Consider the following 24,832-nt stretch of genomic DNA (forward strand, 5'->3'; position numbering starts at 1 on the left):
ACTAATCTACTTTTTCAAATGTTGAATTCTATCTAACTGACTAACAATATCCGTTACACGTACTCCGAAGTTTTCGTCGATAACAACAACTTCCCCTTCAGCCACTAATTTTTCATTTACAAGAATATCTACAGGCTCCCCGGCCAACTTATCTAATTCAATAATGGATCCTGCTCCAAGTTCTAAGATTTCCTTAATGGACTGCTTTGTTCTTCCTAACTCAACAGTGACTTTTAAAGGGATATCCATCAGCATATCCAAATTACGTTGTCCCTGACTGCTTAAAGGGGGCTGTTTAAAATCTGAAAAAGCTGCCTCCTGTATATTTGCTTCATGCAGGCTGCCGTGTCTGCCCAGAATGTCATCATTTTTTTGATGTGTTGATTCTGTGCTTGCTGCTGTCCGGCTGACAGACTCTTCCGCTTGAATGTTTTCCTGCAGTGGTGCTGAAGGAGTATTTAAGCTTGTATTTACATTCGTTTCAGAGATATCAGCCGGTTCGCTTGCTGCTGCTTTCTCTGGCTTCTTTTCTGCCGGACTTTCTTCTGTAGCTGCAGGAGCCGGATTCATTAATTGCTGTACTAATTCTTTAGCAAAATCAATTGGAACAAGCTGTACCATATTAGAATCTATTAAATCTCCAACCATTAATTTAAAGAAGACTTTGACATAAACGTCATCTTCAAATAGACCTTCTTTTCTTTCATTCCCCAATCCATGAATAATCTGCGGAGGAGAAATGTCAATTTTCTTATTAAATACTGTGGACATACTTGTGGCAGCAGCACCCATCATCTGATTCATTGCTTCCTGAACTGCACTGAGGTGCATTTCGTTCAGTTCCTTATCCGGGCTTGTCCCATCACCGCCAAGCATAATATCAGCAATTACTGCTGCATCCTCTGATTTAATGAAAAAAACATTATTGCCAGTAAAGCCTTCTATGTAATTTACTTGAACACTTACAGGTTTAAATGTCACTTCTTCTTCTAATTCATCTTTTGTAATTGTTGTAACAGCTGGTGTTGTAATCTCTACCTTTTGGTTTAAAAGTGTAGACAGAGTAGTAGCGGAGCTTCCAAAGGAAATATTTCCAATCTCTCCTAAAGCGTCTTTTTCTATACTCGTCAGGAACTCGTCCCCACCCGTTTGCTCCTGCTGGTTTTCATCCTCTTTATTTTCAGATACATTAAGCAGTGCATCAATTTCTTCCTGCGACAGCTTGCCGTCATTCATCATTTTCCATCACCCCATTCAGTTCCTCTAATACTTGAACAGACATTTTATGCCGATACTTACCTGGCTGCACAAGAAACTTAAACTCATCATTCACAGCCATCTTTAACGGCGAATCAATCGGCTGATCTAATGCAATCACATCCCCGGCAGAGAACTTCAAAAATTCATCAATATTAATTGTTGCTTCACCAAGGATTGCTTTTACTTCAACATCCGTATTTTGAAGATACTGTGACATTCTTTGCAGACTTTTTTCATCTTTATTTTTATTCGTCTGCATCCAATAGCTTGCAGAGAGCTTTGGTATAATTGGTTCCAAAATAATATGCGGAATACATATATTAATCATACCTGATACTTCTCCAATCATAGCTGTTAAAGAAACAACAACAACTGTTTCTGTTGGTGCAACAATCTGCATAAATTGGGGGTTCTCTTCAAATTCTTCTAAAACCGGTTCAATATCTGCAACAGATGACCAAGCATTTTTTAAACTGTCTTCAGCTTTCTCAAACAATTGTGTGAGCAAAAGCTTTTCAATTTCTGTCAGACTGCTTTTTTTTGAATCACTGGAACCTTTTCCGCCCAGCAACCGCTCCAATAATGCGAAAGCGATATTCGGGTTAATTTCCATAATCAAATTTCCGTCCAACGGCTGCAAACTATAAATATTAAGCACTGTCCGTTTCGGTACAGAGCGTATAAATTCCTCATAAGGTACCTGGTCCACAGAGGTAACATTTATATTTACATACGTTCGGAGCTGCGTAGCAAAAAAGGTTGTAAGCAATCTTGCATAGTTTTCATGAAGCCTAGAAATGCTTCGTATCTGGTCTTTAGAAAAACGTAACGCTCTTTTAAAATCATATACGCGAATACGTTTTTCATCTTCTTCCTTTTTCAACTCTTCTGCATCCATTTCTCCTGATGTTATCGCTGAAAGCAAGGCATCAATTTCATTTTGTGATAATACCTCATCCATAAAATTTGGTCACCTCCTAGCATGATATAATCTATTGAAGTATTTTCTTAATGGTATATACTTCGGTAACCGTTCCTTCTGTCATCATTTCATTTAAATTTGTTTTCAGCGTCTCCTCCAGATCATCAAGACCTGTTTGAAAATCCTCTTCTTCCATAACAGCCAATTCTTTAATTAATAGATTGGTGATTTGGAAGTCTCTTTTTTGTAATTCTTCCATCGCTTTTTTATCATCTGTAATCACTTGAAACTGAACCTGTACATATCTATCATCTTTAATATCTGTTGTTACTTCCGGCGTTTCATAGGAATGACTGACCATATCATCAATAGATTGCTCGCCGGATGTTTCTTCCGGTTCATTCACATAGATGACAATAATAAGCGTAGCTACAACACCAACAAGTAAAGTAATGATTGACGTTACAGCTATTTTTAATATTTTACTCATCTTTTTCACCTGCCTTTAAAGGAAGTGCAGGAAACCCAATCTCGTGATAAAAGGCTGTTACCTTTTTAATAATTTCTTCTTCACTTTCTTTTACAAACACTTTTTTTCCATTTAACAATGAAATACTTGTATCTGCATGGGCCTGAACTTGCTCAATCATTATTGCATTAAGAACAAAAGGTTCATTATTTAATCGGGTCAATCGAATCATGATTTATCGGGACTAGTCTGAGCATGTTAGTTCAGGCTAGCCCCTTCCTCCCTTGCTTATCGTTTTAGATTAACAAGCTCCTGTAAAATTTCATCAGATGTTGTAATTATTCTGGTGTTCGCCTGGAATGAACGCTGTGCTGTAATCATTTCAGTGAATTCTTCGGATAAGTCTACGTTGGACATCTCAAGCTGACCAGTTCTAAGTACGCCGGCGCCTTCCTGTTCCGGTGTAAAGAATTCTGCACCTCCTGGGGCAGGCATTATACCAGAGTTATCTGTTGCACGATACAAATTACCGCCTAATTTTTCTAAACCATTAGGATTGGAAAAACGGGCCAAGCCTATATTAACGTTATTATCTACAACTTCTCCGTCTGCATCTATATACGTAACTGATCCATCTGTTAAGATACTGAAATCCTGTGAACCTGGTGGAACCTGAATAGCTTCTCCCTCGCTATCTAATAAATAAAGACCTTCCGCGTTTACAATATATCCGTTATCATCAAAACCAAAGCTCCCGGCACGTGTATAGTATCTATCATTTGGATTGGTTGTCACTGTTGCTCCTGCCCCTTCACCAGTAACCTGACCACCGCCTACAACAAACATACCATCTCCATCAATCATAAAATCTAACGGATAATTTGTAGTTTGCGTAAATCCCTGTGTATGGACATTATTAATCGCTCCTTGCTGTGAACCAAGACCAACCTGTTTGGCATTAACACCGCCTCGATTTCCGCCAGCACCCTGTGCTCTTGATGAAGTTTGGCTCAGCATATCCTGAAAATTAATCGTTGCTTTTTTATAACCATTGGTATTAACGTTAGCAATATTATTTCCGATAATATCTAATTTTGTTTGTGAATTTTTCATTCCTGAAATACCTGCATACATTGAACGTAACATGATTATTTCCCCTTTTTCCTTTTAATTTGACCGCTTCTGTCATTCCGCGGTTACAGACTTCCCTTAAAGGGTCCAGCCTTTTTGAATTTACAATAAAATTGTTCCATCGATATTAGTAAATACTTTTTTATCTGCCTCGGATTGATTCAACGCAGTAATCACTGTATTATTTTTGACACTGACAACCATTGCGCTTCCATCAACAACAACCAAAGCATCCTTAACTCCCATTTGTTTAGCTTCTTTTACTTTCTCATGAATAGATTCCCATTCCTTGTTGCTAAACTGGATATTCCTCTCCCGCATTCGATCTGCTGCATGCTTGCTGACAGCCAGTCCTTGTTGCTGTTGGAGAATATCGCCAAAGGATACATTTCCCTTTTTCGGTGCCGCTTTTTGTATATATTGCTCCTGTGATATAGCTGGTACGATTGGTTGAATTGGGCGAACCATTATTTTTCCTCCTCATTCTCAGAAGGGCCTGTTACATTATTTTCTGATTCATCATCTGTTTCCTGTCCTGATGTTCCTACCTCAATCACTGTATCAGCATAGATTTTCTTACCATTTTCCAAATGGAAAACAGCCCATCCATCCTGCTGAGATACAGAAACAATTTTACTTGATTCAATACCTTTTTCTCTTCCTGTTTCCTCGTCAAATGTTCTATAATTCACCGTTTCGCCGATCATATGGCTATACTGGATAGCTGGAGAAACAAGCTGATTATTAACCAGTAGCTCCATCGACTTTGACATATTCATCATTTGCTCCAAGGAAGAAAAAGTTGCCATTTGGGCAATAAATTCACTTTCATCCATTGTGTTCATTGGATTCTGATTTTGCATTTGCGCAACCAATAATTTTAAAAATTCATCTTTTCCTAATTCAGATGAAGGTGCCCTTTGCGTCGATTGATTACTTAAATATAAAGATGGATCTATGGAAGTAATTATTGTCACCGCCTTTCAAAAATGGATAAGAGCCATTACAAGCTAGGTCAACTCTGTATCTGTTCTTCTTCATTTTGAGATAATAGCTTCTCCATAAACGATTCAAATGACTCTGTTTCAGAATATTGCTCCTGTTCATTTGACTCAGAAGACTCTTCAAAATGATCTGCCTGCTGCTGGTCATTTTGATTTTCTTTCGAATTTTTAGATGCATCCGTTCCGTTGGAAAGCATCACATTATCCTGCTTTTCAATAGTTACCTGATGCGGAGAAAATACATTTCTCAGCTGATGCAGATTAGATTCTAATACTTCTTTTACGGCCTTAGAGGATACGAGCATCTGTACTGTCAATTCACCATTTGTCTGAACAAAACGGATTGTCATTTCCCCTAAATTATCTGGCCTTAATTGAATAGATATCGGATTTTGTCCTTGTACAAAGTTGTGCAGACGCTGGCTTTGAACAAGACTTTCAATCTTATCAATCAATTCTTTTCCTGATAAAGCCTTTGACAAATCTGTTTGCCCCATATTGACAATAAATTGCTCTACTTTTGAGATAGGCAGGCTCTCTTGTCTGAAAACATTTGGAGATGCACCTTGAATAGTTGTTTGCAGCCAGGCAGCTAATTTCGGCTCTATACGCTGTGCAGCTTCAGATACTGTTTTTGCCGATTGAGCTTCTGTTTGATCTGCAAAATTAACATTACTGTTCTGCTTAATAACTCCTGGAGCTACCTCTTTAAAAATTGATTGCAGCCATGTTACTATTCTGGCTTCTGTGCGCTGTGATCCTTCCATAACTAATTCAGATCTAACTGCTTTTTGCGGTTGAATCAGTATTTGTTCTACCAGCTTCCAGTCTTGCAATTGTTTCATTATTTGCTTTACCGTCTGTTCAGCAACTGCAGGGTTAGCTTTTTCCATCTGTTGGCTTATGACTTGTATTAATTGCTGTATTCTTGCTTGCCTATTATCCTCTGCCGGTTGGTTGGCAGCTTGTCCAGCATTGCTTCCAATATCCTTCAACAATTGTTCTTCCATTAAACCTGACTCTTTGAATAAATCAGCGATCTGCTTTACCATTTGCTCTGCTGTTGCAGAATCAGCTCTTAATATGAATTGATTTAAATCCTGCAAAGCTTTATTTACCTCTACTGCTTTAGGATTCAATTCATCATTTGTCTCTGTTCCTTCAGGCAGATTGGCATCAAGCAATTGATAAACCATCTGGTTTACTGTCTGACTAAAAATGAATGAGTCAGCTCTTTGCATGTACTGATGAATATCGTCCAAAGCTTCTTTTTTATCCAACTCAGGATTTTCCTGGAAAAACCGATCCCAATCCTGCTTTAATTTTGCTAACAGACTTGCTGTATCATCTATAACCGCCATTTCACCTACACTTTGCAACAGATTTACTATTTCATTGTAAATATCTGCAGCTCCCTGTAAATCTGCTTTTTCTTCTGAAGGAGATAGATGCTGTTTAAGCAGTTTTTGAATAAGTAATTTCTGCTGCTCGTCATTATCATCCATAGAAACTTCTTGTTGAGAATATAAGCTTTGCATTACTAATGTAAGTATTTCTTCTTGCAAGCCATCATTTTCTTGCAAAATAGCGAGTACTTCATCTGGTAATAGCTCCTTCAGCTGTTGATACGTTTTATCCAGCTGTTTCTTCTTATTTTCTTGCATTGGGACTGATATATCATCGGATACTGGTACTGTTTGCCGTAATAATAAATCACGGAAACCCGAATTCTGGTTCATTCCCTGTCCGGTATGCATCTTCTGATTGGAAAGCATAAATTCAGGCATACTTAATATCATCGGATTCATTTATTCACCTCCCTTCAATTTTTTATAAATAAAGAAAATCTATGATTCTAACATAAAATTGTATTTATTAAGGAACAGCTACGTCCAGCTCAATCAACATTTTGGTATAGGTTGTCGCTGCTTCCAATTCCATTTTCTGTAAAATATCACCGCGATCACCCGTTGACATTTCTTCTAAAATATCAACAGCTAAATCATCCTCTAAATTTTCGAGGATAGCGGCTGCTTCTTTACTTTTCATACCTTCCAGCGTTTTCGTCATAGAACTTTTTTCTGAAGCATTTGCCTGCCCTTGCGGATGTTCTACCTCTTGCTCTCCATCCGCATTTTCTTCTGCATCAGCACTTGCTGTTTCTTCCAGTTCATCCTGCAAACTGTTGATCTGGCTTTCCAGTTCAGTGACGGTATCCTCAAGACCTTGAATTTGTTCATCCTTGTTATCAATAATTTTATCTTTGCTTTCCAGCTGATTTTGTAGTGCCTGGATGTCATTGCCAGCATTTTTTTCTTCATCATCTATGAACATTTCTCCAACAACAGGAATGGATTTCCCCTGTTCCTTCAGCCAATCCAACGTATTAAATCCTGCAATATGTAAAACAAAAACAACAATGACAGCCAGGATAAAGAGTGGCATAGCTATTAAAAACAGCTTCATAAAGACACCACTTGAAGACTTTTGAACTTCTGTTTCGCTTTGTTTTTTATTCTTCATTTTTTTCACCTTTGCTTTTGTCTCAGATACTGTTGCATTGACATTTCATCCATAAAACTGGCTTCCTGTCTTCTTACAATTGCTTGAGCTTCTTCTTTTTTCAATTCAATAATCTTGTCATATTTTTTATATTCAATATAAGCTTCAGATAATTTGCTTTGTTTCTTATTCATATCGTTTCTTGCTCTTTGAACTAAAAGCTGGACAGTTTGAATTTGATTTGTCAGTTTCTCAATATAGGCAGACTGTTCTTTTATTTTCTCGATCGATGTAGACGCTTGAATGGCAGTTTCAAAGGAGTTCTCTGCAACTTCTTTTTTCTGCAATAGATTATACAGCTCCGTAGCAATCTTCTCGAACGTTTCTTGTGACTGCGCATAAGCCTTCTGAGCTATTTGCTTCTCATTATCATGTATATCTCTTATCTTTGCTAAACTGGATATCCCAGCCATAAAAACAACTCCTTTATTCAACCAGATTTCTCATCATTTGAACGGTTTCTTCAAAGCTTACCTGCTCATACACCCCTTGTTTTAAAAAAGAAACAATTTTGGGATAAGATGAAACAGCTAAGTCTACCTCAGGATTTGTTCCTTTTTTATATGCGCCAATAGAGATTAACTCATTATTTTCTTCATACGTTGCAAGAAGTGTTCTTAAACCTGTCGCTATCTGTTTATGCTCATCTGTTGCAATAACATTCATCACCCTGCTGATTGACTTTAAAACATTAATTGCGGGATATTGACCTCTTTCTGCAATTTTACGGTCCAGAACAATGTGACCATCAAGAATACCTCTTACTGCGTCAGCAATCGGTTCATTCATGTCATCTCCATCAACCAGCACCGTATAAAATCCAGTTATTGAGCCTTTTTCATCCGTGCCGGCCCGCTCTAACAACTTAGGTAAAATAGAGAATACGCTTGGAGTATATCCTTTTGTCGTCGGCGGTTCGCCAACAGCTAAACCAATTTCTCTCTGTGCCATAGCAACACGTGTAACAGAATCCATCATTAAATTCACATTAAATCCTTGTTCTCTGAAATATTCACTGATAGCAGTCGCTGTATATGCTCCGCGAATTCGCATGAGTGCAGGCTGATCAGAGGTTGCTGCAACAATAATGGATTTTTTTAATCCCTCTTCACCTAAATCATGCTCAATAAATTCACGAACCTCTCTTCCACGCTCCCCAATCAGTGCAATAATATTTACATCCGCATTACTATTCCTTGCAATCATTCCTAATAGTGTACTTTTTCCGACACCGCTACCGGCAAACAGGCCGACACGCTGACCGATTCCCATTGACAAAAATCCATCAATAGCCCGCACACCAATTTGTAATGGCTGTCTGATTGTCGGGCGGGAAAGCGGGTTAGGAGGCTTTCTCTCCGTCTGGTATCTTGTTAAGCCCTTTGGTAATGATTCAGAATCAGAAAGCGGCTTTCCCAAAGGATCTAATACATGACCTATCAGACTTCTTCCTACCTTCACCATTAATGGATTTCCAGTAGCCTCCACTAAACAGCCTGAACCAACTTCATTAACTTCCCGATAAGGCATCAAAATAATTTTTTCGTTCTGAAAGCCTACTACTTCTGCTAAAATGAGATTACCATCGTTTGTACTGGTATGTATGTAACAAACCTCACCAATATTCGCAGCCGGCCCTTCTGATTCAATCATTAAGCCTACTACGCGAGTAACTTTTCCAAATCGTTTATATGAATCAGTTTTTTCAATTATTGAGATGAGCGCCTCTGTATTCATTGCATATCCTCCATAACATAATCCATCAAGGCCTCTCTTATTTTCTGCAGCTGTGCATTGACACTTGTTTCCACTTGCCCATGAGGGTATTGAATAATACAGTCTGTTGACTCGATATGTACATCTGCATGGATAGACAGCTTAGTATCGTCGCCTATTAGACGCTGCAGCTCATCCTGATGAGAATGAACCTCTTCATAATAATCCGGGTGAACAATGATTGTAATGGACGGCTGGGACTTCACATCTTCAATCGCCGCCTTGATTAATTCCATAATATAATCTGGTTTTCCCTTTAACTCCTGATGCAGGATTTTATTCGCAACTGTCATGGATATCTCCACAATGCTTTCTGTTTGCTTTTCCAAGGTTTGATGATAATCCTCTTTTGCTATATCAATGATATGATTAGCTTTGTTCAGCCGACTTTCAAACTGCTGAAAAGCCTCTTTCCTTCCATCCTCATATCCTTTTTGAAATCCTTGCTCCTGTGCTTCCTCAATTAACTTTTGTTTTTCTTCTTCCCACTTGCTGCGAGCTTCTTTTATCTGATTATCAGCTTCTTCAACCCGTTTGTCCTGCTGCTCTTCAATAGAGGCTAACTCTTGTTTTCGTAATAAAATGGTCTCAGATAATTGCTGATGCACTTTATTTGCGTCCTCTTGATGCGTATCTGCCGGCGGAACAATGGATTCAATCGGTTTAATCGATATTTGTTTTTTGTAACTAGACAATAATATCGTCTCCTCCGCCTCGCGCGATAACAATTTCTCCTTTTTCTTCCAGACCACGTATTACATTGACAATTCGTGTTTGTGCCTCTTCTACATCTTTTAAGCGCACTGGTCCCATATACTCCATCTCTTCTTTAAAGGTAGTCACCATACGTTCAGACATATTATTGAACACAATATCCTTCACCTCATTGCTGGCAACTTTAAGAGCTAATCGTAAATCATCATTATCCACTTCTCTGATGACACGCTGAATGGCACGATTATCCAAGGTAACAATATCTTCAAATACAAACATTCTTTTCTTAATTTCTTCTGCTAAATCCGGATCCTGAGACTCTAAAGCATCTAAAATTGTTTTCTCTGTTGCACGATCTACTCCATTAAGCACCTCTACCACCGTTTGAATACCGCCAGTCTGTGTATAATCCTCAGTCATAGAAGAAGATATATTTTTTTCTAACACCTGCTCTACCTGGCTGATAATCTCTGGTGATGTTGAATCCATCGTAGCGATTCTACGGGCAACATCTGCCTGTACATTTTTAGGCAGGGCAGAAAGGATTTGGCCACTTTGCTCAGCATCTAAATACGAAAGGATAAGCGCAATGGTTTGCGGATGCTCTCCTTGAATATAATTTAAAACCTGCTGCGGGTCTGCCTTTCTTGCAAAATCAAATGGTCTTACCTGCAAGGAAGAGGTCAGACGATTGATAATGCTCGATGCCTCCTGCTTCCCGAATGCTTTTTCCAAAACTGTTTTGGCATATCCTATACCTCCTTGAGAGATATAATCCTGTGCAACTGCAATCTGATGAAATTGATCTAATATATCTTCTTTTAAATGTGAATCTACCTTTTTCACAGAGGAAATATCTAAGCTGAGCTTCTCAATTTCTTCTTCTGATAAATACTTATACACTTGTGCTGATACATCCGGACCTAATGAGATTAAGAGAATGGCTGCTTTTTGTCTTCCTGTGAGTGTATTTTTTCTTGCCATAAATAAAACCTCCTAGTCTTCATTCATCCAGCTCCGTAATAATTTCGCAAATTCTTCTGGTTTTTCATTTGCAATTTTCTCAAGCTGTTTTCTCCTGATAACTTCTTCTGTATCTTTTGCGGTAGTAAGATCTGGAATAACCGGTTCCTCGTTATTGGTTACAGATGTTAATGGCTGTTCTTCCTGTATTTCTTCTTCCAACCATTCTTCCTCAGCACGATTTCTTCTGAGCATAACTATTAAAATAACTATGACAATTAGTAATATTCCGCCGGAAATATACAGCCATAAAGGAATTCCTGCTCCAGATGGTTCTTCTTGTTCTCCGGCAGAAGCGCTGAATTCCTGGAAAACAATCGATGTATTAGCACCGGCCTCTTCATCCTGTAAATCACCATCAACCGATGTTTCGATGATAGAATTCAAAATGGATTCGACACCTTCTTGAACATCTGTCTGTTCTTGCTGGTTTAAAAATTCTGTTTCTCCATCTGCACTTTGTCTTGCGCTGTTAACCGCCACCTGTATACCAAGGTCTCTGACTTGGTAAGGACTTTCTACTATCTCACGACGGATACGGTTAAACTCATAATTAATGGTTTCTTTATCTAATTCGTATTCACCGTCGTCACCATCACCGGCAGGAAAGTTAGCAACATCTTCCTCTCCAGTGCCCGCAACACCATCCGGGCCTCCCTGGCCTGCATAAGACTCTTGTATCGTTTCTAAGCTGACAGGAATACCTTCCATTGCTTCTAAATCGACAGGCTCTACTAAGTCTTCTGTTCGATTCTCCTGTGAAAAATCAATATCTGCAGTAACGGAAACAACAATATTTTCATTTCCTAACATTGTACCGAGCATCTGCTGTAATCTTCGTTGAATATCCCGCTCTACATCTTTCTTAATAGATTGCTGATTTGAATATGTATCCTGACCTCCGGCAAATTGCGTATCCCGATCATAGTATTCAAAGTACTGGTTCATAATGATGATATCTTCCGGATCTAAATTAGGGACTGCCTTCGATACAAGATGATAAAGTCCTTCTATCTGATTTCCTTCAAATTGATATCCTGGCTGTGTATGCAGCATGATAGCAACACTTGCTTCTCCAGATGCTTCATCAGCAAATACAGGCTGCTCTGGCATGTTGATCATGACATTTGCATCTTGTATGCCATCGATACCGGAAATCAAATTCCCAAGTTCAGTTTGCATTGCATCCAGTTTCATAACACTAAATTCATTCTCTGTAATACCCCAGGAGGCATTTTCACTAAAAAAAGAATAATCTATACTTCCGCTGCTTGGAAGACCCATAGAAGCAAACTCCAATAATAACGAATCAACCTGTTCCTCAGGAACCAGAATAGAGGCTCCGCCATTTTCAAGCTCATATGGAACAGCTCTCGTATCCAGCTCAGCTGTAATCTGGCCAGCCTCTTGCAGGGATAAATTATTATACAGAGGAACAAATTTCGTATTTGCAGTAAAGAAAACCATCGCAGCAATCAGCATAATGATCAGAACTGCTCCACCAATCATTGTTCCTTTTTGTCCCTTAGATCTGGATTTCCAAAAAGTAAAAGTGGATTCTCTCCATCTTTGTAATCTCTCTTTCATATACACTACCCTCACTAAATTCAAAAAACTGTAATCTTTATTATTACTTACGGTATTCATTCCAAAATATGGAAACAAATTTCATCAGACGAGTACCCATAAACTTTCGCCAGTTAGTTTAATTGTCATCAGAATTAAATTATATTAATCTGATAACATTGGTAACCACAGTCCAGGCTCCAGTTCTGTATTAACTTCACACCGTCATAGTGACTTATGCACCAGCTATATGATATTCGTAATTCATTATTCCAATGCTTGTCATTTAGGAACTTTTTTAACATCCTCTTATAATTATCTTTACACCTGCATTCGCATAATTTCGTTGTATGCGTCAATTACTTTTCTCTGTACCTGTACTCCAGTTTCCAGTGTAATACTTGCTTTTTGAGCTGAGATCATTACATCGTGAAGGTTCTCCACATTACCATTTGCTAATCCTTCTGTCTGCTTGTCCGATTCTAATTGAATATGATTTAAATCCTCTATAGCACTTTTTAACATGGAGGAGAAATTACTTTGTACTTCGTTTGGAGTTATACGCGAAGGTTGATCATTTCCAATTTCATTCAAAGAAGGAAAATTAGTTCCAGCTATGTTCATTCCACTATACCACCTTTATTTTAGTTTTTTCCTATTTCTAATGCTTTCATCAGCATTCCTTTACTGGCATTGAAAGCTGTCACGTTTGCTTCATAAGAACGGGAAGCGCTCATCATATCAACCATTTCTTTTAAAGGATCCACATTGGGCATCTCTACATAGCCATCCTCATTTGCATCTGGATGCTCCGGATTATATACAAGCTCAAATGGCGTCTGATCCTCGACAATCCCTGTAGCTCTCACACCATCACCAGAGTTATTGCCACCTTCAGCGTATTTTAACATTTGCTTAAATGAAGGCTGTCCCGTACCAAAGATAGCCATTTTCCGACGATATGGCTCGAATTCCCCGTCTGCATTCTGTGTAGCCCGGGTTGTCTGCGCATTTGCCAAATTGGAAGATACTAAATCCATGCGCAGTCTTTGAGATGTTAGTCCGCTTGCGCTGGTATTCATCGACTGAAAGATAGACAATTTTAATTTCCTCCTCGGATAACTGATTGTAAACTGCTGAATTTCCCATTCATACGATCAATAAGACTATTATAATAGATTTGATTTTTAGCCAGTTCTGACATTTCTTTATCAATATCGACATTATTACCGTTATGATTATATGTAGTTGATGAATCTTTTACAATACGAAAAGCTTTATTTTCTCCATCATTAAAGCTCAAATGACGTTCATTAGTTTTTTTTGCTTGAAGAGCACCCAGTTCATTTTCTAAAGCAGATCTAAAGCTTACTTTTTCAGCTTTATAATTCGGTGTATCTGCATTTGAAATGTTATTGGAAATAGCATTATTCTTTGCAGAAGCATACTGTATCGAATTTTCTAACTGGCTAATAGTTCCACTAAATAAATCCATTTGTATTTCACACCTTCTTTTTTAACATTAACACCCATAAAAGATATTCATTATACGAATTAATTTTAAATTAAGTGATTGATAAAGTCTATGCAATTTCTACATAATTCTTGACAAATATCAAAATGAATCGTTCGGACTAGAACAAAACACCCAACTTCTTGATATTTTGTAACAAATTATTACAAAATAATACAGAAAATAAAATTAACCTCACTTTTGCCAGCATAAATGAATAAGACTTTTTAATTAAAATAAAGCTATATATCAAATTCCGATCAAAAAACAGGTAATTAGACCTCTTTTTTCATTTTACCCTTTCTTGCTCAGGAATTCAATATACTCATTTTAAATTATATTTAAATCTAATTTACTATAAATATATATTTATTTCTTATTACACATTAGGAAGCTTCCATTTTCACTTTTTCTTAAATGTTTTACATTAAGAATTTTACTGCACTGCGTTAAGTTCTCCTTTGAAACAGCCCTTACTTTTTTCCTCATAACCTGTTGCAGTGATACCCGAAAATCATAATTAAATCTGATTTATTCATCATAGACCTTTACAGAAGAACGATTTTGAAACTTTTCCAATCATTTTCTCACACAAAAAAAAGCAGTGAGAGAATATTCCTCCACTGCTTTTTAACAGTTTATTTAGCGTGTACGGATTTTTTCCAGTTCTACTAAGAACTTATCATTTAATACTTTAATATAAGTTCCTTTCATACCCAGAGAGCGGGATTCAATAACTCCTGCACTTTCCAGCTTACGTAGTGCATTAACAATTACAGAGCGTGTAATCCCTACACGGTCAGCAATCTTACTTGCAACTAATAAGCCTTCTTTTCCGTTTAATTCTTCAAAAATATGATCAATTGCTTCTAGTTCACTATAAGACAGAGAGCTAATTGCCATTTGTACAACAGCTTTGCTTCGAGCTTCCATTTCAATTTCTTCTGTTTTCTCATGAAGAATTTCCATACCTACTACAGTTGCCCCATATTCAGCCAATAATAAATCATCATCATTAAATGTTTCATTTACGCGGCCAATGATTAATGTGCCAAGACGTTCTCCACCACCGATAATTGGGACGATTGTAGTGTAGCCATCTTTAAATAATTCTTTATTTTCAACAGGAAACACTGTGTGCTTATTGTCAATATCAAGGTTTGCAGTAGTCTCGCGGATTTCCTGTAATCCTTCTGTATATTCTGCAGGAAATTGCTTCTCTTCAAGCATTGATTTCATACGATCATTTTCTACCTCTTGATTTACTGCGACACCTAATAATTTTCCGCGTCGGCTGACAATATAGACATTCCCGCGAATCACGTCACGTAATGACGCTGACATTTCATTAAAGTTTACCGACTTCCCTGTTGCTGTTTGTAACATTGCATTAATTTTTCTTGCTCTAGTTAATAAATCCATTTGATATTCCTCCATTTTAGAATTTTAAATTATAGTATAAATTGACTGAGATCCTTGTTTTGAGCAATAGTCGAAAGCTTATCATTAACATACCCTCCGGTAATTTCAACTTCTGTCATTGAAATTTCAGGAGCTTCATAGGATAGGTCTTCTAATAATTTTTCTAAGATAGTGTGCAATCTGCGTGCTCCAATGTTATCTGTATTCTGATTTACATCAAAAGCAATTTGCGCAAGTCTTTCTATAGCTTCGTCCGTAAATTTAAGTTTTATACCTTCTGTTTCTAGCATTTTCTTATATTGTTTTAATAAAGCATTGGAAGGCTCTGTTAAAATTTGCTTAAATTCATTGATTGTAAGCTTTTCTAGCTCTACACGAATCGGAAATCTGCCTTGCAGTTCAGGAATCAAATCAGATGGCTTAGACATGTGAAAAGCTCCTGCTGCGATAAACAGGATATGATCTGTTTTTAGTGTTCCATGTTTGGTGACAATTGTTGATCCTTCCACAATCGGCAGAATATCTCTTTGTACACCTTCTCTGGAAACATTCGCAGAGCCTTCCTGTTTTCCAGCCACTTTATCAATCTCATCAATGAAAATGATACCTGTCCGCTCAGAACGTTTAATGGCTTCCTGGGTGACCTCATCCATGTCGACAAGCTTTTGTGCCTCTTGACGGGTCAGCACTTTTCTCGCCTCTGAAACCGTCAATTTGCGTTTCTTTTTCTTCTTGGGCATAAACTGACCGAAAGCATCCTGCATATTCATCCCCATTTGTTCCATTCCCGATCCTTGCAGCATGTCAAACATAGAAGGTGGAATTTCTTCGATTTCAACAGAAACATAATGGTCTTCCAACTCGCCTAAAGCTAATTGATGAGCTATCCGCTTTCTCTTTGATTTAATTTCTGATTCTTCATTAGAAGTATCATCCTCTTGATCTTCTTCTGAACCAGAAGCTTGAAACAGCATTTCAAAGGGGTTTTTCGCAGAATTTTTTGATTTTGTTTGAGGGACGAGCAATTTTATAAGCTTTTGATTCGCTTCTTCTACTGCTAAGTCCATAACATCTTCCATCTTTTCTTCTTTAACCATTCGAACAGCCTTTTCAACTAAATCACGAACCATTGATTCAACATCTCTGCCGACATAACCAACTTCGGTAAACTTTGTAGCTTCTACCTTAATAAATGGGGCACCTACCAGTTTTGCAAGACGTCTTGCAATTTCAGTCTTTCCTACACCTGTCGGCCCAATCATTAAAATATTTTTGGGCACAACCTCATCTTGAAAATCTTCATCCAGCTTCATGCGTCTATAACGATTTCTAAGAGCTACAGCCACAGATTTCTTGGCCTGCTTCTGCCCTATTATATATCGATCTAACTGAGTCACAATTTGCTTTGGCGTTAAGTTTGCCGTCATCAAAAGTATCCTCCTTTATCAAGACCTCATTAAAAGCATGCAATCACTTTAAAGAAAAGTCCAAAAAATCAGCAGCTTATCATTTAGGAAAATATTCGTAACCCCAAATGATAAGCTTTAATCTTTTTTGCTGATCTGTTTTTGAACACTTATTTATAGTTTTATTCTAACACCTTTAATGTAATCTGATCATTGGTAAACACACAAATATCTCCTGCAATTTCTAATGCTGTCTGTGCAATTTCAGCAGCAGACAGCTGAGGTGCTTTTTGAAGCAACGCTCTGCCTGCACTTAACGCATAATTGCCTCCAGAACCAATAGCTAAAATACCGTCATCCGGTTCAATAACTTCACCTGTACCGGATACAAGGTACATATTCTCTCTATTCATTACTATCAGCATAGCCTCCAGTTTTCTAAGAACTTTATCAGAACGCCATTCTTGTGCCAATTCAACAGCTGCTCTTGTCAAATTACCATTAAAAGCCTGTAACTTATTTTCAAATTTCTCAAACAACGTGAAAGCATCTGCAACAGAACCGGCAAAACCTGCCAGAACTTTACCATTATACAAAGTCCTTACCTTTTTTGCAGTATGCTTCATAATAACGGCATTACCCAGTGTAACCTGACCGTCACCGCTCATTGCACACTTTCCATTATGCTGCACTGCAAATATAGTTGTGGCGTGCATTTGGGAATCCATATATCCACCTCATCTAATTTTTAATAGTAAAGTAAGAATACAATTTTGCAGAATTTATTTCTGTTTCGAGAATAGCTGCATCCAGCTCCGAGCGCCTAACAACTACCGCAACTTCCCTCAGCTCCGTACGATAAGTCAACATCGACTCCTACTGTCGTCGTGTTTCCTTTATCTCCTGCGCCTCGGTCCAGTTCGTACGTTGCTGAACGGGCGCTCTTCGCTTTAGATTCTCACTTGCGCGCGGATGGCTTTTCATATAAGCCTTCTTCAAATGCTCTTTAGAAACATGTGTATATATTTGTGTAGAGGATAAACTTTCATGCCCTAACAATTCCTGTACTGACCTTAAATCGGCCCCCTCATTCAGCATATGTGTTGCAAATGTATGTCTGAGTTTATGGGGATGTATTTGAATATTTAAAGAAGCTTTTTCTACTATTTTATTTAAAACAGTACGAATGCCTCTTGTTGTTATCGGATTTCCTCTTGCATTTAGAAATACATTCTCTGTCATGTTATTTGATTTATTCAGTAAATTTTCCCTTCCATTAATCAAATACTTTTCTAAAGCAGCTGCTGCAAAACTGCCAAAAGGAACATAACGCTCTTTACGTCCTTTTCCTTTGACAAAAATAGTTCCTATTGAAAAATCAATATCCTGCAGCTGCAGCTGCTGACATTCGCTGACACGGATTCCGGTTCCATACAAAACCTCCAGCAGCGCCTGATCACGCTGTCCCAGGTTCGACGTCAAATCACTCACACAAAAAAGATTCTCCAATTCTTCTTCATATAAAAAACCAGGTACAGGCTTTTCTGCTTTAGGCAAAGTGAGCTGTTTAAACGGATTCTCCAGAACGAGATTTTCCCGTTCTAAAAAACGGTAAAAACTTCTTAACGAAGATATTTTTCTGGAAACAGACCTTCTGCTTAATGCAGCATCATATAATTCTGTGAGAAATATCCGGACTTCCCGATAACTTACTTCTCTTAAATCATTTATGCCTTCTCTTTGCATAAAAGCTTCGAATGTTTCTAAATCGCTCCGATAATATTGCACAGTATACGGTGAGGCATTTTTTTCAATTTGTAAATACTCTATAAATTGATCCATATATGCTTTTAATTTCACAAAGAATTCACCTCATCATCGTATAACGGATAAAGCATAGCATAATCCATATTAGAATGCAATGAATTTAACGAAATTGTAATAAAATTCTGAAAGGTGCTTACGTTTAAGAAAATTCAATGAAATGAAGAAACAGGTAACCAGGTAATTAAAAGTTATATATATCCCCTCTGCCTTATTTATCTGTGAAATGATTGAAGAGAATCACCCGCTATAGTATAAGAATCTCTCTAAAGTTAAGGGATATGAATAACTGTTCAAATAATTGAAGGTAATATTTTCATTTGGCGTATCGTTTATCTTCTGTAAAGGTAATTACCTTACCAACTAGTGATTATAATAACAAATGTATTTTAAGTCAACTTTAATGTTCTTATATTTGTTATTACCTTTGAAACCAGATTGTTATCTTCAAATCCATATTTTCCACTCACAACAAAAATAGCTAATTAAATAATCAGCTATTTCTGTGCAACTTCCTTATATTCACAATTCGAGCATTGAACCTGCGTTTCTTTTTTACTTTTCTTTTCAACAAGCATGGAGTCACATTTCGGACAGCTTCTGGCGATAGGTTTATCCCATGAGACAAAATCACATTCCGGGAATTGATCACAGCCATAGAATGTTCTTTTTTTCTTTGATTTTCTTTCTACTACTTCACCTTTATGACACTTCGGACAGGTGACACCGATTTTCTTTAAAATAGGCTTTGTGTTTCTGCAATCAGGGAAATTGGAACATGCCAGGAATTTGCCGTATCGTCCCATTTTATACACCATTTCGTGACCGCATTCCTCACAAGTGATACCAGCAGGCTCGTCACGTATTTCTACCTTCTCCATTTCAGCGTCTGCTTTTTCAAGCCGTTTGCTGAAGTCTTGATAAAATGCATCAATAATTTGAATCCAGGCTGTTTTTCCTTCTTCTATAGAGTCTAAATCTGTCTCCATTTTTGCAGTAAATTCTGCATCAATAACTTCCGGGAAAAATTCTTCCACAAGCTCACAGACAATAGTACCCAGTTCAGTAGGAATAAACCGTTTATTATCAATAGATACATAACCTCTGCGTTGAATTGTATCAAGAGTCGGAGCATAAGTAGATGGGCGGCCTATGCCCATTTCTTCCATTGTTTTTACCAGCCTTGCATCTGTATAGCGTGGAGGCGGCTGAGTAAAATGCTGATTCGGTTTCACTTCTTTGGATTCAACCTTTATACCTTCCTCCAGCTCAGGTAATATTTTATCTTCTACTTTTTTATTGTCGTCATTTCCTTCTACATAGACCTTCATAAAGCCTTTAAACTTTATTTTTGAACCGGTTGCACGAAACTCTACTCCGTTATTTAACAAGTGCACCGTCATTGTATCCATTACTGCCGGAGCCATTTGACTAGCAACAAAACGTTCCCAAATCAACTTATACAGTCTAAGCTGGTCTCTTGATAAAATATTCCTTAATTCTTTTGGGTCACGTAAGGTCGATGTCGGACGAATTGCTTCATGTGCATCCTGGGCACCACTCTTATTTTTGGCAGGGCCCTGTTTGCCAAGGAAACTTTCTCCATAATTCTCTTTGATATAGCCTTTAACTTCTTCTTTGGCTCCATCTGAAATTCGTGTGGAGTCGGTACGCATATATGTGATTAAGCCTGTAATTCCTCCGGAAGAACGGCCCAGGTCAATTCCTTCATATAATTGTTGAGCGATCATCATTGTTTTCTTCGCCCGGAAGTTAAGTTTTCTTGCTGCTTCCTGTTGAAGTGATGAAGTAGTAAATGGAAGTGCAGGATTTCGTTTTCTTTCCTTCTTGTTCACACTGTTAACCGTAAACTCTTTCCCATTCAGCTTCTTCTTAATTTCATCAACATCTTCTTTTGTTTTAAGCTTTGTTTTCTTACCATCAACACCATAAAAAGATCCTTCAAATGTTTCATTCCCTTTTGCAAATACCGCATCAATGGACCAATATTCTTCAGGTTTGAAATTCTCAATTTCTTTTTCTCGATCAATAATCATTTTTAAAGCAACAGACTGCACACGTCCTGCACTCAATCCTTTTTTCACTTTCTTCCATAATATAGGACTGATGTTATAACCTACTAACCGGTCAAGAATACGGCGCGCCTGCTGTGCATCAACTAAGTCTAAATCTATTGGACGGGGATGCTTAAAGGATTCTTTAATGGCGTCCTTCGTAATTTCATTAAACACCACACGGCATTTTGAATTCTCATCAACATCAAGAATATGCGCTAAATGCCATGCAATCGCTTCTCCTTCACGATCCGGATCGGCTGCAAGATATATTTTTTTTGCTTTTTTTGCTGATTTTCTTAGGTCTTTAAGTATATCTCCTTTTCCCCGGATAGTAATATACTTTGGTTTATAATTTTCTTCTACATCTACTCCCATTTGGCTTTTTGGCAAATCACGAATATGCCCCATGGAAGCCTTTACTGTATATTTTTTTCCTAAATACCGTTCAATCGTCTTCGCTTTTGCTGGCGATTCAACGATAACAAGATAATCTGACATGTACGTTCCTCCCATAATGAGGTTGACAATTTACGAATAGAAATCGCTCCTAATATTATAGATAGAATACGATTTTGTCAAACACTATTTATTGAATAATTCAAGAAATGCGCAGAGCACCCGTTTAAAAACGCAGAGATTGGAGCGTGGAGCGACACTACTGAGATAAAGGAATCACGCCCCTTTAGGGTATGCCGACGTTAGTCTTTAGCCCGGGGTTAGTCGGCTTTCCTTCACCTCGAACTGATGATGACATTCACCCTCAGGGCATAAGTTTGACTAAAGCTCTGTCTGCGCCTGACGGATTGCTCATCGCCAAGTCTTCTTTATCATAGGGCGCTTACGTGTTAGCTCCCTAGTTTTGGCACTTGGAGCTAGACAGCTGCATCTCTAGCCCGAAAATAAATTTATGAAAAAAGTCAATACTTTCTTTATTTATGAAAATAATTCCACTCTGTGTAAATATCCTCGGCAGATTGGATTAATTTTGCGCCATTTTGAATAAGCTCATTACAACCTGTGGACTGCTTTAAAAATGGATTACCCGGTACAGCGAACACATCTCTTCCTTGATCCAGAGCTTGGTCAACAGTAATCATTGTTCCGCTCTTCTTCATTGCCTCAATAACTAAAGTCCCCATTGTCAAACCGCTTATAATCCGATTTCTTTCTGGAAAATGATATTTTTGAGGCGGCTGGTCAGGAGGATACTCTGATAGAACCAGCCCTTCTCTTGCTATTTGTTGGTACAGAGGAATATGCTCTCGTGGATATATTGAATGAAATCCGCTGCCCAAAACAGCAATCGTATTTCCTCCCCGCTCTAACGTCAAGCGATGTGCCATACTATCAATTCCCCGGGCCATCCCGCTGACAATAACCCATTTATTGTCTATAAGAGGAGTTACGGTAAACTTAAGCTTTCTAAAAGCTTCATTAGATGGATTTCTTGTACCAATAACACTAAGTGTCGGCTGTTTTTTTAAAAGACCGGGATTTCCTGCTCCATATAAAACTAGCGGCGCGTCTTTAATTGTATTTAACATACTGGGATAATATTCGTCAACTAAAGTGATGATATGAAAATCTCTTATTTCTGCCAAAATCTTCTTTTGTAGTATGTTATTATGAAGGTCTTTCAAGAGGATTTGTGCTTTTTTCTGAGGAATTTGAATATTTTTTGACAATTCTTGAGAGGAAATTTGATAAATCTTTTTTAAATCAGAATCTATTTCAAGCCATTTTCGAATAAAAGCCCGGGTAGCGTAACGGCACCGGCTGAGATGAATGAAGTCTAGTCGATCAATATGATTATTCAATGCATATAATTCCCCTTTCACCTAAAATGAGAAGCCTGGACAGAATTTTGCTTCTATCTAACAGTAAGATAGAAGCTTCATATTCTGACAGGCTTCTTTAAAGCATACTATAACAGGCTTAGTGCGTTTTACATTTTTCTTCCAAACCATTTTCTTTTAATGCTTCAATCATTGTTTCTCCCATTACAGAAGGTGTAGCTGCTACTTTAATACCGCAGGACTCCATAACACGGATTTTTTCATCAGCTGTACCTTTTCCTCCAGAGATAATCGCACCGGCATGACCCATACGTTTTCCTGGAGGTGCTGTAACACCACCTATAAATCCGACTACTGGTTTTGTCATATTAGCTTTGACCCATTCAGCAGCTTCTTCTTCAGCTGTACCGCCAATTTCACCAATCATAATAACAGCTTCTGTTTCAGGATCATTATTAAATTCCTTCAACACATCAATGAAGTTGGTTCCGTTAACGGGATCACCGCCGATACCAACTGCTGTCGTTTGTCCATAACCAGCTTCTGTTAGTTGATGAACTGCTTCATATGTTAATGTACCAGAGCGGGAAACAACACCGATATGACCTTTTTTATGGATATATCCAGGCATAATTCCAATTTTTGTTTCATCAGCGGTAATAACACCTGGGCAGTTAGGTCCGACAAGGCGTGTTTTCTTGCCTTCCATATAACGTTTTACTTTAACCATATCCATTACTGGGATATGTTCTGTAATACAGATAACTAAATCAAGCTCCGCATCTGTTGCTTCAATAATTGCATCTGCAGCAAAAGGTGCTGGTACATAGATAACAGATGCAGTTGCTCCAGTAGCTTTTACAGCATCTTCAACTGTATTAAAAACAGGAACCCCTTCTACTTCAGTACCTGCTTTTTTAGGAGTAACACCACCAACAATTTTTGTACCATATTCTAACATTTGCTTTGTATGGAAACGTGCAGTTCCACCTGTAATCCCTTGGACTATTACTTTTGTATCTTTATTAATATAAACACTCATTCTAAGTCCGCCCTTTCCTATTATACGTCCTTTATTTGTAAGTAATCATACGGTAACTACTTTATTTCACTGCAGCAACAATCTTTTCTGCGCCGTCTGCCATAGAAGCTGCAGAAGTAATATTCAGACCTGACTCGTCTAAAATTTGCTTTCCGCGTTCTACGTTTGTACCTTCTAAACGAACAACTAATGGAATGGTTAAGCCAATTTGTTTGGTTGCTTCTACAACACCTTCAGCAATAACATCACATTTCATAATTCCGCCAAAAATGTTTACAAAAATTCCTTTTACATTTTTGTCTGAAAGAATGATTTTAAATGCTTCTGTTACTTTTTCAGCTGTAGCACCGCCCCCCACATCAAGGAAGTTAGCCGGATCCCCGCCATAGTGTTTAATAATATCCATTGTAGACATTGCTAAACCGGCACCATTTACCATACATCCAATATTTCCATCTAATGAAACATAGCTCAAGTCATATTTAGATGCTTGAATTTCCTTTTCATCTTCTTCGCCTAAGTCACGTAATTCCGCTATATCTGGATGACGGTACAGCGCATTATCATCAAAGTTTAATTTTGCATCTAAAGCAAGCACTTCATTATCACCTGTTGTTACCAGTGGATTGATTTCAGCGATAGAGCAATCCTTTGCAACAAAAGCTTCATAAAGTGCTGTCATAAATTTAACTGCTTTCCCTAGTAATTCATTCGGAATATTAATATTAAATGCCAGTCTTCTAGCTTGATAAGGTGCTAAACCGACAACAGGGTCAATCACTTCTTTGAAGATTTTTTCAGGTGTTGCTTCTGCTACCTCTTCAATTTCTGTGCCGCCTTCTTCAGACGCCATCATAACAACCCTGGATGTTGCCCGATCCAGTACTACCCCTACGTAATATTCTTTTTGAATATCACAGCCTTCTTCAATAAGTAAACGTTTTACTTCTGTACCGTCAGGACCGTTTTGATGTGTTACAAGTGTCTTTCCTAAAATTTCATCCGCATATGTACGAACTTCCTCCAGGCTCTTTGCAACCTTTACACCGCCAGCTTTTCCACGTCCACCTGCATGGATTTGCGCTTTGACAACGGTTACAGGTGAGCCAAGCTTTTCTGCAGCTTCTACAGCTTCGTCAACTGAATAGGCAACATGACCGTTCGGAACTTTTACACCAAATTCTCGTAAAACTTGCTTACCTTGGTACTCATGAATGTTCATCTTCCATCCTCCTATCAAAATCAATGCAATACTATTGTATTAAAAATATATAAAATAAACAAGAAATAGGGAAAACAAATTGAATATTATTTCTCTATTTCA

25 protein-coding genes are annotated in these 24,832 nt (G+C 37.9%); all 25 read right to left on the reverse strand.

Features of this window, described 5'->3' with window-relative positions:
- Positions 1–6: 6 nt before the first annotated feature.
- The 25 genes from fliY to sucC all read right to left on the reverse strand — a co-directional run bounded on the left by fliY (position 7) and on the right by sucC (position 24,730).
- Entirely contained in the window at positions 7–1,239 is a 1,233-nt protein-coding gene (fliY, locus tag MKY30_RS21015; protein WP_341085272.1) for a flagellar motor switch phosphatase FliY, read from the reverse strand.
- Positions 1,229–2,221, reverse strand: coding sequence for a flagellar motor switch protein FliM (fliM, locus tag MKY30_RS21020; protein ID WP_147209541.1), 993 nt, complete (start codon positions 2,219–2,221; stop codon positions 1,229–1,231). The genes fliY and fliM overlap by 11 nt, the downstream gene beginning before the upstream one ends.
- Positions 2,222–2,252: 31 nt before the next feature.
- Positions 2,253–2,672 carry a flagellar basal body-associated protein FliL gene (gene fliL / locus MKY30_RS21025; RefSeq protein ID WP_147209542.1) on the reverse strand — a complete coding sequence of 140 codons (420 nt, stop codon included), beginning with the start codon at positions 2,670–2,672 and terminating at the stop codon, positions 2,253–2,255.
- Complete coding sequence (locus MKY30_RS21030) at positions 2,665–2,883, reverse strand: flagellar FlbD family protein (RefSeq protein WP_147209543.1); 219 nt, start codon at positions 2,881–2,883, stop codon at positions 2,665–2,667. The genes fliL and MKY30_RS21030 overlap by 8 nt, the downstream gene beginning before the upstream one ends.
- 56 nt (positions 2,884–2,939) lie before the next feature.
- Entirely contained in the window at positions 2,940–3,797 is an 858-nt protein-coding gene (flgG, locus tag MKY30_RS21035) for a flagellar basal body rod protein FlgG (protein WP_147209544.1), read from the reverse strand.
- 87 nt (positions 3,798–3,884) lie between these two features.
- On the reverse strand, positions 3,885–4,250 hold the full coding sequence (locus MKY30_RS21040) for a TIGR02530 family flagellar biosynthesis protein (RefSeq protein WP_147209545.1): 366 nt from the start codon (positions 4,248–4,250) through the stop codon (positions 3,885–3,887).
- A complete protein-coding gene (gene flgD, locus MKY30_RS21045) occupies positions 4,250–4,759 on the reverse strand; it encodes a flagellar hook assembly protein FlgD (protein ID WP_341085274.1) in 510 nt (169 codons plus the stop codon). Before flgD ends, MKY30_RS21040 begins: the two co-directional genes overlap by 1 nt.
- 38 nt (positions 4,760–4,797) lie before the next feature.
- On the reverse strand, positions 4,798–6,594 hold the full coding sequence (locus MKY30_RS21050; RefSeq protein WP_156986077.1) for a flagellar hook-length control protein FliK: 1,797 nt from the start codon (positions 6,592–6,594) through the stop codon (positions 4,798–4,800).
- A 67-nt stretch (positions 6,595–6,661) separates the two neighbouring features.
- The gene (locus MKY30_RS21055) at positions 6,662–7,309 is read right to left on the reverse strand and encodes a MotE family protein (RefSeq protein ID WP_341085276.1); all 648 of its coding nucleotides are present in this window, start codon (positions 7,307–7,309) and stop codon (positions 6,662–6,664) included.
- Positions 7,310–7,314: 5 nt separating this feature from the next.
- On the reverse strand, positions 7,315–7,761 hold the full coding sequence (gene fliJ / locus MKY30_RS21060) for a flagellar export protein FliJ (RefSeq protein ID WP_156986075.1): 447 nt from the start codon (positions 7,759–7,761) through the stop codon (positions 7,315–7,317).
- Between the two features lie 13 nt (positions 7,762–7,774).
- The gene (gene fliI, locus MKY30_RS21065; protein ID WP_156986074.1) at positions 7,775–9,085 is read right to left on the reverse strand and encodes a flagellar protein export ATPase FliI; all 1,311 of its coding nucleotides are present in this window, start codon (positions 9,083–9,085) and stop codon (positions 7,775–7,777) included.
- Entirely contained in the window at positions 9,082–9,819 is a 738-nt protein-coding gene (gene fliH / locus MKY30_RS21070; RefSeq protein ID WP_341085279.1) for a flagellar assembly protein FliH, read from the reverse strand. The genes fliI and fliH overlap by 4 nt, the downstream gene beginning before the upstream one ends.
- Complete coding sequence (fliG, locus tag MKY30_RS21075) at positions 9,812–10,822, reverse strand: flagellar motor switch protein FliG (RefSeq protein WP_147209551.1); 1,011 nt, start codon at positions 10,820–10,822, stop codon at positions 9,812–9,814. Before fliG ends, fliH begins: the two co-directional genes overlap by 8 nt.
- Positions 10,823–10,834: 12 nt before the next feature.
- A complete protein-coding gene (fliF, locus tag MKY30_RS21080) occupies positions 10,835–12,448 on the reverse strand; it encodes a flagellar basal-body MS-ring/collar protein FliF (protein WP_341085282.1) in 1,614 nt (537 codons plus the stop codon).
- A gap of 300 nt (positions 12,449–12,748) precedes the next feature.
- Positions 12,749–13,051 (reverse strand): flagellar hook-basal body complex protein FliE, encoded by a 303-nt coding sequence (gene fliE, locus MKY30_RS21085; RefSeq protein WP_147209553.1) that lies wholly within the window; start codon positions 13,049–13,051, stop codon positions 12,749–12,751.
- A 20-nt stretch (positions 13,052–13,071) separates the two neighbouring features.
- Positions 13,072–13,527 (reverse strand): flagellar basal body rod protein FlgC, encoded by a 456-nt coding sequence (gene flgC, locus MKY30_RS21090; protein WP_341085284.1) that lies wholly within the window; start codon positions 13,525–13,527, stop codon positions 13,072–13,074.
- 2 nt (positions 13,528–13,529) lie between these two features.
- The gene (gene flgB, locus MKY30_RS21095; RefSeq protein ID WP_147209555.1) at positions 13,530–13,922 is read right to left on the reverse strand and encodes a flagellar basal body rod protein FlgB; all 393 of its coding nucleotides are present in this window, start codon (positions 13,920–13,922) and stop codon (positions 13,530–13,532) included.
- Between the two features lie 660 nt (positions 13,923–14,582).
- Positions 14,583–15,362: a GTP-sensing pleiotropic transcriptional regulator CodY gene (gene codY, locus MKY30_RS21100; protein ID WP_077601158.1), complete on the reverse strand. Its 780-nt coding sequence runs from the start codon at positions 15,360–15,362 to the stop codon at positions 14,583–14,585.
- 29 nt (positions 15,363–15,391) lie between these two features.
- Complete coding sequence (gene hslU / locus MKY30_RS21105) at positions 15,392–16,789, reverse strand: ATP-dependent protease ATPase subunit HslU (RefSeq protein WP_341085287.1); 1,398 nt, start codon at positions 16,787–16,789, stop codon at positions 15,392–15,394.
- Between the two features lie 161 nt (positions 16,790–16,950).
- Positions 16,951–17,496: an ATP-dependent protease subunit HslV gene (hslV, locus tag MKY30_RS21110; protein WP_147209557.1), complete on the reverse strand. Its 546-nt coding sequence runs from the start codon at positions 17,494–17,496 to the stop codon at positions 16,951–16,953.
- 148 nt (positions 17,497–17,644) lie between these two features.
- The gene (gene xerC / locus MKY30_RS21115) at positions 17,645–18,610 is read right to left on the reverse strand and encodes a tyrosine recombinase XerC (protein ID WP_341085669.1); all 966 of its coding nucleotides are present in this window, start codon (positions 18,608–18,610) and stop codon (positions 17,645–17,647) included.
- 479 nt (positions 18,611–19,089) lie between these two features.
- On the reverse strand, positions 19,090–21,168 hold the full coding sequence (gene topA, locus MKY30_RS21120) for a type I DNA topoisomerase (protein WP_147209558.1): 2,079 nt from the start codon (positions 21,166–21,168) through the stop codon (positions 19,090–19,092).
- Positions 21,169–21,599: 431 nt separating this feature from the next.
- On the reverse strand, positions 21,600–22,487 hold the full coding sequence (gene dprA, locus MKY30_RS21125) for a DNA-processing protein DprA (RefSeq protein WP_341085289.1): 888 nt from the start codon (positions 22,485–22,487) through the stop codon (positions 21,600–21,602).
- A gap of 118 nt (positions 22,488–22,605) precedes the next feature.
- Positions 22,606–23,508, reverse strand: a complete 903-nt coding sequence (gene sucD / locus MKY30_RS21130; RefSeq protein WP_339282380.1) for a succinate--CoA ligase subunit alpha — start codon at positions 23,506–23,508, stop codon at positions 22,606–22,608.
- 61 nt (positions 23,509–23,569) lie between these two features.
- Positions 23,570–24,730 (reverse strand): ADP-forming succinate--CoA ligase subunit beta, encoded by a 1,161-nt coding sequence (gene sucC / locus MKY30_RS21135; protein WP_147209560.1) that lies wholly within the window; start codon positions 24,728–24,730, stop codon positions 23,570–23,572.
- Positions 24,731–24,832: the final 102 nt, after the last annotated feature.

The sequence above is a fragment of the Oceanobacillus sp. FSL W8-0428 genome (assembly GCF_038004405.1).
Lineage (GTDB): Bacteria > Bacillota > Bacilli > Bacillales > Amphibacillaceae > Oceanobacillus > Oceanobacillus sojae.